This is a genomic window from Limnohabitans sp. DCL3 (genome assembly GCF_048019295.1).
In the GTDB taxonomy this organism is placed as follows: domain Bacteria; phylum Pseudomonadota; class Gammaproteobacteria; order Burkholderiales; family Burkholderiaceae_C; genus Limnohabitans_A.
The window spans coordinates 2,450,849-2,464,269 of record NZ_CP171842.1 but is presented as its reverse complement, the minus strand read 5'-3'; the positions used below and the strand labels follow the sequence as shown (position 1 = coordinate 2,464,269).

Genomic DNA, 13,421 nt, shown 5'->3' with positions numbered 1-13,421 from the left:
CTACCACCTTGAGCCAAGTCACCACCAGCGGTGCGTTGACGGTGAGCCTGAGCGCTGGCGACTTGACCGTGGGCAGCGTGAGCGCCAACAGCCAGGCCGTGAGCTTGAGCACCGTGGGCGCAGTGCTCGACGGCGACGCTGGCACCGACATCGCCGCCGACTCGCTGAGCATCACGGCCGCCAGCGTGGGCAGCAGCACCGACAGCTTGGACACCGACGTGGCCAACCTGACACTGAGCATCACAGGCGCCGCCTATGTGAACGAAGCCAACACCTTGAACGTGGTCAGCGCCAACACCGGCTTGTTCAGCCTGAGCGCGGCAGGCGCCACCACCTTGAGCCAAGTCACCACCAGCGGTGCGTTGACGGTGAGCCTGAGCGCTGGCGACTTGACCGTGGGCAGCGTGAGCGCCAACAGCCAGGCCGTGAGCTTGAGCACCGTGGGCGCAGTGCTCGACGGCGACGCTGGCACCGACATCGCCGCCGACTCGCTGAGCATCACGGCCGCCAGCGTGGGCAGCAGCACCGACAGCTTGGACACCGCTGTGGCCAACCTGACGCTGAGCATCACAGGCGCCGCCTATGTGAACGAAGCCAACACCTTGAACGTGGTCAGCGCCAACACCGGCTTGTTCAGCCTGAGCGCGGCAGGTTCTACCACCTTGAGCCAAGTCACCACCAGCGGTGCGTTGACGGTGAGCCTGAGCGCTGGCGACTTGACCGTGGGCAGCGTGAGCGCCAACAGCCAGGCCGTGAGCTTGAGCACCGTGGGCGCAGTGCTCGACGGCGACGCTGGCACCGACATCGCCGCCGACTCGCTGAGCATCACGGCCGCCAGCGTGGGCAGCAGCACCGACAGCTTGGACACCGCTGTGGCCAACCTGACGCTGAGCATCACAGGCGCCGCCTATGTGAACGAAGCCAACACCTTGAACGTGGTCAGCGCCAACACCGGCTTGTTCAGCCTGAGCGCGGCAGGTTCTACCACCTTGAGCCAAGTCACCACCAGCGGTGCGTTGACGGTGAGCCTGAGCGCTGGCGACTTGACCGTGGGCAGCGTGAGCGCCAACGGCCAGGCCGTGAGCTTGAGCACCGTGGGCGCAGTGCTCGACGGCGACGCTGGCACCGACATCGCCGCCGACTCGCTGAGCATCACGGCCGCCAGCGTGGGCAGCAGCACCGACAGCTTGGACACCGACGTGGCCAACCTGACGCTGAGCATCACAGGCGCCGCCTATGTGAACGAAGCCAACACCTTGAACGTGGTCAGCGCCAACACCGGCTTGTTCAGCCTGAGCGCGGCAGGCGCCACCACCTTGAGCCAAGTCACCACCAGCGGTGCGTTGACGGTGAGCCTGAGCGCTGGCGACTTGACCGTGGGCAGCGTGAGCGCCAACAGCCAGGCCGTGAGCTTGAGCACCGTGGGCGCAGTGCTCGACGGCGACGCTGGCACCGACATCGCCGCCGACTCGCTGAGCATCACGGCCGCCAGCGTGGGCAGCAGCACCGACAGCTTGGACACCGACGTGGCCAACCTGACACTGAGCATCACAGGCGCCGCCTATGTGAACGAAGCCAACACCTTGAACGTGGTCAGCGCCAACACCGGCTTGTTCAGCCTGAGCGCGGCAGGCGCCACCACCTTGAGCCAAGTCACCACCAGCGGTGCGTTGACGGTGAGCCTGAGCGCTGGCGACTTGACCGTGGGCAGCGTGAGCGCCAACAGCCAGGCCGTGAGCTTGAGCACCGTGGGCGCAGTGCTCGACGGCGACGCTGGCACCGACATCGCCGCCGACTCGCTGAGCATCACGGCCGCCAGCGTGGGCAGCAGCACCGACAGCTTGGACACCGCTGTGGCCAACCTGACGCTGAGCATCACAGGCGCCGCCTATGTGAACGAAGCCAACACCTTGAACGTGGTCAGCGCCAACACCGGCTTGTTCAGCCTGAGCGCGGCAGGTTCTACCACCTTGAGCCAAGTCACCACCAGCGGTGCGTTGACGGTGAGCCTGAGCGCTGGCGACTTGACCGTGGGCAGCGTGAGCGCCAACAGCCAGGCCGTGAGCTTGAGCACCGTGGGCGCAGTGCTCGACGGCGACGCTGGCACCGACATCGCCGCCGACTCGCTGAGCATCACGGCCGCCAGCGTGGGCAGCAGCACCGACAGCTTGGACACCGCTGTGGCCAACCTGACGCTGAGCATCACAGGCGCCGCCTATGTGAACGAAGCCAACACCTTGAACGTGGTCAGCGCCAACACCGGCTTGTTCAGCCTGAGCGCGGCAGGTTCTACCACCTTGAGCCAAGTCACCACCAGCGGTGCGTTGACGGTGAGCCTGAGCGCTGGCGACTTGACCGTGGGCAGCGTGAGCGCCAACAGCCAGGCCGTGAGCTTGAGCACCGTGGGCGCAGTGCTCGACGGCGACGCTGGCACCGACATCGCCGCCGACTCGCTGAGCATCACGGCCGCCAGCGTGGGCAGCAGCACCGACAGCTTGGACACCGACGTGGCCAACCTGACGCTGAGCATCACAGGCGCCGCCTATGTGAACGAAGCCAACACCTTGAACGTGGTCAGCGCCAACACCGGCTTGTTCAGCCTGAGCGCGGCAGGCGCCACCACCTTGAGCCAAGTCACCACCAGCGGTGCGTTGACGGTGAGCCTGAGCGCTGGCGACTTGACCGTGGGCAGCGTGAGCGCCAACGGCCAGGCCGTGAGCTTGAGCACCGTGGGCGCAGTGCTCGACGGCGACGCTGGCACCGACATCGCCGCCGACTCGCTGAGCATCACGGCCGCCAGCGTGGGCAGCAGCACCGACAGCTTGGACACCGCTGTGGCCAACCTGACGCTGAGCATCACAGGCGCCGCCTATGTGAACGAAGCCAACACCTTGAACGTGGTCAGCGCCAACACCGGCTTGTTCAGCCTGAGCGCGGCAGGCGCCACCACCTTGAGCCAAGTCACCACCAGCGGTGCGTTGACGGTGAGCCTGAGCGCTGGCGACTTGACCGTGGGCAGCGTGAGCGCCAACAGCCAGGCCGTGAGCTTGAGCACCGTGGGCGCAGTGCTCGACGGCGACGCTGGCACCGACATCGCCGCCGACTCGCTGAGCATCACGGCCGCCAGCGTGGGCAGCAGCACCGACAGCTTGGACACCGCTGTGGCCAACCTGACGCTGAGCATCACAGGCGCCGCCTATGTGAACGAAGCCAACACCTTGAACGTGGTCAGCGCCAACACCGGCTTGTTCAGCCTGAGCGCGGCAGGCGCCACCACCTTGAGCCAAGTCACCACCAGCGGTGCGTTGACGGTGAGCCTGAGCGCTGGCGACTTGACCGTGGGCAGCGTGAGCGCCAACGGCCAGGCCGTGAGCTTGAGCACCGTGGGCGCAGTGCTCGACGGCGACGCTGGCACCGACATCGCCGCCGACTCGCTGAGCATCACGGCCGCCAGCGTGGGCAGCAGCACCGACAGCTTGGACACCGCTGTGGCCAACCTGACGCTGAGCATCACAGGCGCCGCCTATGTGAACGAAGCCAACACCTTGAACGTGGTCAGCGCCAACACCGGCTTGTTCAGCCTGAGCGCGGCAGGCGCCACCACCTTGAGCCAAGTCACCACCAGCGGTGCGTTGACGGTGAGCCTGAGCGCTGGCGACTTGACCGTGGGCAGCGTGAGCGCCAACAGCCAGGCCGTGAGCTTGAGCACCGTGGGCGCAGTGCTCGACGGCGACGCTGGCACCGACATCGCCGCCGACTCGCTGAGCATCACGGCCGCCAGCGTGGGCAGCAGCACCGACAGCTTGGACACCGACGTGGCCAACCTGACGCTGAGCATCACAGGCGCCGCCTATGTGAACGAAGCCAACACCTTGAACGTGGTCAGCGCCAACACCGGCTTGTTCAGCCTGAGCGCGGCAGGCGCCACCACCTTGAGCCAAGTCACCACCAGCGGTGCGTTGACGGTGAGCCTGAGCGCTGGCGACTTGACCGTGGGCAGCGTGAGCGCCAACGGCCAGGCCGTGAGCTTGAGCACCGTGGGCGCAGTGCTCGACGGCGACGCTGGCACCGACATCGCCGCCGACTCGCTGAGCATCACGGCCGCCAGCGTGGGCAGCAGCACCGACAGCTTGGACACCGACGTGGCCAACCTGACGCTGAGCATCACAGGCGCCGCCTATGTGAACGAAGCCAACACCTTGAACGTGGTCAGCGCCAACACCGGCTTGTTCAGCCTGAGCGCGGCAGGTTCTACCACCTTGAGCCAAGTCACCACCAGCGGTGCGTTGACGGTGAGCCTGAGCGCTGGCGACTTGACCGTGGGCAGCGTGAGCGCCAACAGCCAGGCCGTGAGCTTGAGCACCGTGGGCGCAGTGCTCGACGGCGACGCTGGCACCGACATCGCCGCCGACTCGCTGAGCATCACGGCCGCCAGCGTGGGCAGCAGCACCGACAGCTTGGACACCGACGTGGCCAACCTGACGCTGAGCATCACAGGCGCCGCCTATGTGAACGAAGCCAACACCTTGAACGTGGTCAGCGCCAACACCGGCTTGTTCAGCCTGAGCGCGGCAGGCGCCACCACCTTGAGCCAAGTCACCACCAGCGGTGCGTTGACGGTGAGCCTGAGCGCTGGCGACTTGACCGTGGGCAGCGTGAGCGCCAACAGCCAGGCCGTGAGCTTGAGCACCGTGGGCGCAGTGCTCGACGGCGACGCTGGCACCGACATCGCCGCCGACTCGCTGAGCATCACGGCCGCCAGCGTGGGCAGCAGCACCGACAGCTTGGACACCGACGTGGCCAACCTGACGCTGAGCATCACAGGCGCCGCCTATGTGAACGAAGCCAACACCTTGAACGTGGTCAGCGCCAACACCGGCTTGTTCAGCCTGAGCGCGGCAGGTTCTACCACCTTGAGCCAAGTCACCACCAGCGGTGCGTTGACGGTGAGCCTGAGCGCTGGCGACTTGACCGTGGGCAGCGTGAGCGCCAACAGCCAGGCCGTGAGCTTGAGCACCGTGGGCGCAGTGCTCGACGGCGACGCTGGCACCGACATCGCCGCCGACTCGCTGAGCATCACGGCCGCCAGCGTGGGCAGCAGCACCGACAGCTTGGACACCGACGTGGCCAACCTGACGCTGAGCATCACAGGCGCCGCCTATGTGAACGAAGCCAACACCTTGAACGTGGTCAGCGCCAACACCGGCTTGTTCAGCCTGAGCGCGGCAGGCGCCACCACCTTGAGCCAAGTCACCACCAGCGGTGCGTTGACGGTGAGCCTGAGCGCTGGCGACTTGACCGTGGGCAGCGTGAGCGCCAACGGCCAGGCCGTGAGCTTGAGCACCGTGGGCGCAGTGCTCGACGGCGACGCTGGCACCGACATCGCCGCCGACTCGCTGAGCATCACGGCCGCCAGCGTGGGCAGCAGCACCGACAGCTTGGACACCGCTGTGGCCAACCTGACGCTGAGCATCACAGGCGCCGCCTATGTGAACGAAGCCAACACCTTGAACGTGGTCAGCGCCAACACCGGCTTGTTCAGCCTGAGCGCGGCAGGCGCCACCACCTTGAGCCAAGTCACCACCAGCGGTGCGTTGACGGTGAGCCTGAGCGCTGGCGACTTGACCGTGGGCAGCGTGAGCGCCAACAGCCAGGCCGTGAGCTTGAGCACCGTGGGCGCAGTGCTCGACGGCGACGCTGGCACCGACATCGCCGCCGACTCGCTGAGCATCACGGCCGCCAGCGTGGGCAGCAGCACCGACAGCTTGGACACCGCTGTGGCCAACCTGACGCTGAGCATCACAGGCGCCGCCTATGTGAACGAAGCCAACACCTTGAACGTGGTCAGCGCCAACACCGGCTTGTTCAGCCTGAGCGCGGCAGGTTCTACCACCTTGAGCCAAGTCACCACCAGCGGTGCGTTGACGGTGAGCCTGAGCGCTGGCGACTTGACCGTGGGCAGCGTGAGCGCCAACGGCCAGGCCGTGAGCTTGAGCACCGTGGGCGCAGTGCTCGACGGCGACGCTGGCACCGACATCGCCGCCGACTCGCTGAGCATCACGGCCGCCAGCGTGGGCAGCAGCACCGACAGCTTGGACACCGACGTGGCCAACCTGACGCTGAGCATCACAGGCGCCGCCTATGTGAACGAAGCCAACACCTTGAACGTGGTCAGCGCCAACACCGGCTTGTTCAGCCTGAGCGCGGCAGGTTCTACCACCTTGAGCCAAGTCACCACCAGCGGTGCGTTGACGGTGAGCCTGAGCGCTGGCGACTTGACCGTGGGCAGCGTGAGCGCCAACAGCCAGGCCGTGAGCTTGAGCACCGTGGGCGCAGTGCTCGACGGCGACGCTGGCACCGACATCGCCGCCGACTCGCTGAGCATCACGGCCGCCAGCGTGGGCAGCAGCACCGACAGCTTGGACACCGACGTGGCCAACCTGACACTGAGCATCACAGGCGCCGCCTATGTGAACGAAGCCAACACCTTGAACGTGGTCAGCGCCAACACCGGCTTGTTCAGCCTGAGCGCGGCAGGCGCCACCACCTTGAGCCAAGTCACCACCAGCGGTGCGTTGACGGTGAGCCTGAGCGCTGGCGACTTGACCGTGGGCAGCGTGAGCGCCAACAGCCAGGCCGTGAGCTTGAGCACCGTGGGCGCAGTGCTCGACGGCGACGCTGGCACCGACATCGCCGCCGACTCGCTGAGCATCACGGCCGCCAGCGTGGGCAGCAGCACCGACAGCTTGGACACCGACGTGGCCAACCTGACGCTGAGCATCACAGGCGCCGCCTATGTGAACGAAGCCAACACCTTGAACGTGGTCAGCGCCAACACCGGCTTGTTCAGCCTGAGCGCGGCAGGTTCTACCACCTTGAGCCAAGTCACCACCAGCGGTGCGTTGACGGTGAGCCTGAGCGCTGGCGACTTGACCGTGGGCAGCGTGAGCGCCAACGGCCAGGCCGTGAGCTTGAGCACCGTGGGCGCAGTGCTCGACGGCGACGCTGGCACCGACATCGCCGCCGACTCGCTGAGCATCACGGCCGCCAGCGTGGGCAGCAGCACCGACAGCTTGGACACCGACGTGGCCAACCTGACACTGAGCATCACAGGCGCCGCCTATGTGAACGAAGCCAACACCTTGAACGTGGTCAGCGCCAACACCGGCTTGTTCAGCCTGAGCGCGGCAGGTTCTACCACCTTGAGCCAAGTCACCACCAGCGGTGCGTTGACGGTGAGCCTGAGCGCTGGCGACTTGACCGTGGGCAGCGTGAGCGCCAACAGCCAGGCCGTGAGCTTGAGCACCGTGGGCGCAGTGCTCGACGGCGACGCTGGCACCGACATCGCCGCCGACTCGCTGAGCATCACGGCCGCCAGCGTGGGCAGCAGCACCGACAGCTTGGACACCGACGTGGCCAACCTGACGCTGAGCATCACAGGCGCCGCCTATGTGAACGAAGCCAACACCTTGAACGTGGTCAGCGCCAACACCGGCTTGTTCAGCCTGAGCGCGGCAGGTTCTACCACCTTGAGCCAAGTCACCACCAGCGGTGCGTTGACGGTGAGCCTGAGCGCTGGCGACTTGACCGTGGGCAGCGTGAGCGCCAACAGCCAGGCCGTGAGCTTGAGCACCGTGGGCGCAGTGCTCGACGGCGACGCTGGCACCGACATCGCCGCCGACTCGCTGAGCATCACGGCCGCCAGCGTGGGCAGCAGCACCGACAGCTTGGACACCGACGTGGCCAACCTGACGCTGAGCATCACAGGCGCCGCCTATGTGAACGAAGCCAACACCTTGAACGTGGTCAGCGCCAACACCGGCTTGTTCAGCCTGAGCGCGGCAGGCGCCACCACCTTGAGCCAAGTCACCACCAGCGGTGCGTTGACGGTGAGCCTGAGCGCTGGCGACTTGACCGTGGGCAGCGTGAGCGCCAACGGCCAGGCCGTGAGCTTGAGCACCGTGGGCGCAGTGCTCGACGGCGACGCTGGCACCGACATCGCCGCCGACTCGCTGAGCATCACGGCCGCCAGCGTGGGCAGCAGCACCGACAGCTTGGACACCGCTGTGGCCAACCTGACGCTGAGCATCACAGGCGCCGCCTATGTGAACGAAGCCAACACCTTGAACGTGGTCAGCGCCAACACCGGCTTGTTCAGCCTGAGCGCGGCAGGCGCCACCACCTTGAGCCAAGTCACCACCAGCGGTGCGTTGACGGTGAGCCTGAGCGCTGGCGACTTGACCGTGGGCAGCGTGAGCGCCAACAGCCAGGCCGTGAGCTTGAGCACCGTGGGCGCAGTGCTCGACGGCGACGCTGGCACCGACATCGCCGCCGACTCGCTGAGCATCACGGCCGCCAGCGTGGGCAGCAGCACCGACAGCTTGGACACCGCTGTGGCCAACCTGACGCTGAGCATCACAGGCGCCGCCTATGTGAACGAAGCCAACACCTTGAACGTGGTCAGCGCCAACACCGGCTTGTTCAGCCTGAGCGCGGCAGGTTCTACCACCTTGAGCCAAGTCACCACCAGCGGTGCGTTGACGGTGAGCCTGAGCGCTGGCGACTTGACCGTGGGCAGCGTGAGCGCCAACGGCCAGGCCGTGAGCTTGAGCACCGTGGGCGCAGTGCTCGACGGCGACGCTGGCACCGACATCGCCGCCGACTCGCTGAGCATCACGGCCGCCAGCGTGGGCAGCAGCACCGACAGCTTGGACACCGACGTGGCCAACCTGACGCTGAGCATCACAGGCGCCGCCTATGTGAACGAAGCCAACACCTTGAACGTGGTCAGCGCCAACACCGGCTTGTTCAGCCTGAGCGCGGCAGGTTCTACCACCTTGAGCCAAGTCACCACCAGCGGTGCGTTGACGGTGAGCCTGAGCGCTGGCGACTTGACCGTGGGCAGCGTGAGCGCCAACAGCCAGGCCGTGAGCTTGAGCACCGTGGGCGCAGTGCTCGACGGCGACGCTGGCACCGACATCGCCGCCGACTCGCTGAGCATCACGGCCGCCAGCGTGGGCAGCAGCACCGACAGCTTGGACACCGACGTGGCCAACCTGACACTGAGCATCACAGGCGCCGCCTATGTGAACGAAGCCAACACCTTGAACGTGGTCAGCGCCAACACCGGCTTGTTCAGCCTGAGCGCGGCAGGCGCCACCACCTTGAGCCAAGTCACCACCAGCGGTGCGTTGACGGTGAGCCTGAGCGCTGGCGACTTGACCGTGGGCAGCGTGAGCGCCAACGGCCAGGCCGTGAGCTTGAGCACCGTGGGCGCAGTGCTCGACGGCGACGCTGGCACCGACATCGCCGCCGACTCGCTGAGCATCACGGCCGCCAGCGTGGGCAGCAGCACCGACAGCTTGGACACCGACGTGGCCAACCTGACGCTGAGCATCACAGGCGCCGCCTATGTGAACGAAGCCAACACCTTGAACGTGGTCAGCGCCAACACCGGCTTGTTCAGCCTGAGCGCGGCAGGTTCTACCACCTTGAGCCAAGTCACCACCAGCGGTGCGTTGACGGTGAGCCTGAGCGCTGGCGACTTGACCGTGGGCAGCGTGAGCGCCAACGGCCAGGCCGTGAGCTTGAGCACCGTGGGCGCAGTGCTCGACGGCGACGCTGGCACCGACATCGCCGCCGACTCGCTGAGCATCACGGCCGCCAGCGTGGGCAGCAGCACCGACAGCTTGGACACCGACGTGGCCAACCTGACACTGAGCATCACAGGCGCCGCCTATGTGAACGAAGCCAACACCTTGAACGTGGTCAGCGCCAACACCGGCTTGTTCAGCCTGAGCGCGGCAGGTTCTACCACCTTGAGCCAAGTCACCACCAGCGGTGCGTTGACGGTGAGCCTGAGCGCTGGCGACTTGACCGTGGGCAGCGTGAGCGCCAACAGCCAGGCCGTGAGCTTGAGCACCGTGGGCGCAGTGCTCGACGGCGACGCTGGCACCGACATCGCCGCCGACTCGCTGAGCATCACGGCCGCCAGCGTGGGCAGCAGCACCGACAGCTTGGACACCGACGTGGCCAACCTGACGCTGAGCATCACAGGCGCCGCCTATGTGAACGAAGCCAACACCTTGAACGTGGTCAGCGCCAACACCGGCTTGTTCAGCCTGAGCGCGGCAGGTTCTACCAGCTTGAACAATTTGCAAGCTCAGACGGCCAACGTGACCGTGAGCGTCGGTAGCTTGAGCGTGAGCCAAGCCACCACATCTGGGCTGTTGAGTCTGATCAGTGCGGGCGCAACCAGCGTGTCCAACGTCAACGCCTTGAATGGCATGTTCGCCACCGTGAGTGCTGGCAACCTCAGCCTCAACGCAGTCAACGCCGCTGGTCAGGCCGTCACACTGGATGTGGCGGGCCAGGTGCTCAATGGTGGCGCAGGTCTTGACCTCACAGCCCAGAGCTTGACCGTCACCGCCGCCGGCGTGGGGCAGGGCGCAGCACTCGACATCGAAGTGGCCGATCTGAGCCTGACGGTCAGTGGCGCAGCGCTGCTGAGCGAGGCCAGTGGCTTGATGCTGAATACCGCCACCGTGGGCAGTTTGTCACTGTCGGCGGCTGGCAATACCGTGCTGCACAACCTGGTTTCTGGGTCTGCCGTCAGCGTTGTGTTGACGTCGGGTAACTTGACGGTTGGCAACGTGCTGGCAACAGGCCAAGTCGTGGGTCTGAACGTCGCAGGCGCCGTGTTGGACGGTGATGCGGGTGTGGACATCACGGCCGATGCCCTGAACATCACCGCAGGCAGCGTGGGTGTTGCCAGCGACGCGCTGGACACCCACGTGGCCAGCTTGACGCTCAACGTGTCTGGTGCCAGCGATTTGAACGAAGCCAACACCCTGATCGTGACCCAAGCCAACGTGGGCCGCTTGGGTCTGACCACGGGACTCGGGGCCGAATTGCAGTCCATCACCGCTCAGGGCAGCCTGAGTGTGACCGTTGTCAGTGGCGACTTGACGGTTGGGCGCATCACAGCTGCCGGTCAGAGCGTGAGCCTGAACGTGGCGGGCATGGTGCTGGATGGCGACAACACCACAGACATCATGGCCCAGGGTCTGAACATCACGGCCAGCGCCGTGGGCAGCGCCACCGATGCCTTGGACACTCAGGTGCAGGCCCTGAGCTTGACCCTGGGAGCAGGTGGTGCCTTCATCAACGAGGCCGATGGTCTGTCCGTGTCCGGCAGCGGTATTGTCTCGGCTGGCCAAGTCAGCCTCGTTTCTGTGCAAGGCGATATGCAGTTGGATGCGGCGCTCAGCTTCACGGGCAGCGCTGGGTTGAACATCCAGGCCGTCAGCGGAGGCGTTAGCCAGTCGGCCACCAGCATCATTCGCACCGAACAGGGCCATGTGAGCGTGCTGGGCCAAACAGGCGCCAGTGTGTCGAATGTGAGCACCGTTACGGGTCAAATTGGCGTCAAAGCCAGCGAAGGCGCGTTTGTGGTGCCCCAGAGCGATCAAGGCGTCAGCTACGGCGACCAGCCGGTGCGCATCCAAGGCACAGACGTCAGCATTGGCGCGCCGCTGAGTGGCACGGGCACGCTGGAGTTGAGCCTGTCCAAGCAGTCCCAGGCCATTGCCAACCTGACCATTGACACCGCCCGCGTGGTGCAAACCGTGGGCAGTTTGAGCGATTTGCCTGTGAGCGCACCCATCGTGCTGGGCGATGCCGCCACAGGCCAAACCGGCATGCACTTGGACGCCTCGGAAATTGACCTGCTGGCCGATGGCTTTGAGCGCATCGTCATCGGCAGCCAGGATCCCACCCAAGTGCTGTGGCTGGGCTCACCCATTGTGGGTGGCGTGTCGCAGCCGCTGGTCTTCAAAGACCCGCTGGTCCTGGTGGCTTCTGGTGTGGCGGTGGATGGCAATGGCATCAAGCTGGCTGCCGGCCACATCAACATTGATGGCAACCTCTATGGTCAGGGCTTGACCATCTTGGGCTCGGGCTCCACCACCGTGCACAGTGGCGGCCATGTGCGCCAAGCGGGCAATGTGTTCATCAGCGACAACCTGGTCATTGAGGGCGACACCACCTATGAAGTCACCATCGAGGGTGGAGAGCTCGAGGTGCACGGCTCCATCTTGGTCAAGTCCGGTGCCAAGCTCACCTTGCTGGCCAGCAAGTTGATTTTGGGCACCTTTGGCGACCGCTCTGACACCGTGGTCTTGCAGGCCGGTGCCACCTTGGTGTTGGGCACGCAAAGCCTGACGGTGGACACCGACCTCACCTTAGACGGTGCCGGCCTGGGTGCCTTGGTGTTGCGCGGAGCGCAGATCAACGGTCAGACGCAAAACTTTGACCTGAGCGGCGAACAGATTGATCTGCTCACCTCGCAAATGGTCGATGCCAGCTTCACCAGCATCACTCTGGGTGTATCTGGTGCCCAAACCACCGTGCGCTCGCCGTCCTTGTGGTCGGAGCAAGCGGGCAGCGTGGTCATGGCTGGCGGGCAGGTTCACTTGGGTGCAGCCAGCGAGAACGCGCAGTGGCAAATCGGCAGCAGCACCCGCTTCGTGGCTTTGGATGGCAACTTGCAGCTCAACGCCGACCTGCTGTCTGACAACGGCTCAAACATCGCGCTGCAAGCCGGTGCTGGTCAAGTGCGCATGGGCGTGAACAGCGAAATTCACAGCGAAGGTGCCTTGGTCACGGTCAAGGCTGCGAACGGCATTGAAGTCAGTCGCATTGACACCTCGTCTGCGGATGGGTTGCAGGGCGCCGTGGCGCTGGACAGTGCAGGCGGACGCATTGTGCTGTCCGACACCTACACCGTTAACCCGGACCTGGGCGTGAGTGCACAATCGGTGTCTCTGTTTGGCTATGGCCAAGCGGTCAAGGCCTCTGACGGCGACCGTGTGTTGCGCGTGGAGTCCGAGCGCTTGCAGGTATCGGCCCCATCGGGTGTGTCTTCACGTGGACTGACAACCGATGGTGTGTACTACCGATTGATGGACCAAGGAAAGGCCTACGCTCAGCTGCTGGTCACTGGACAAGCCCCAGAGCGCGTGATGCTGCCAGTGAGCGAAGTGGCGGGCAATCCATTGCAGGCTGCGTCCTACTTGGCCGTGGGTGCCAACCCCAGCGCTGGCTTTGTGCAGCAGCTGCAGTCCTCGGTGTGGCCTGCTCCTGTCGCGCAGGCCAGCTCTGTGCAGGCGCGGTCTTATCTGGCAGGTCCTGTTCACGCCTTCGTGGTGGCCGATACCTTGGGCAACAAGCTGCAAGACGGCTGGATTTTGCTGAACGAGTTGGTGAGCGAGGACGAAGACTTGCTCAGCGATTTGGCCTACGGCCTCTCATCCGAGCCTGAGGATCCGTCTTTTGTGATGGGCCTGCCTGGCCTGCAGCCAGCCAGCAGCGGTTTGCTGCCTTCCAACGAGGTCTTGTTTGACTACTTGGTTCAGCCGTGA

Annotated in this window: 1 protein-coding gene (cut by a window edge); it reads left to right on the top strand. The window is 65.4% G+C overall.

The window, feature by feature from the left end:
- Positions 1 to 13,421, top strand: partial view of a hypothetical protein gene (locus ACHEXK_RS11145; protein WP_416548987.1) — the 3' end only. It extends 57,835 nt beyond the left edge of the window; only the last 13,421 of its 71,256 coding nucleotides appear in the window; the start codon falls outside the window, past its left edge; it ends in the stop codon at positions 13,419 to 13,421.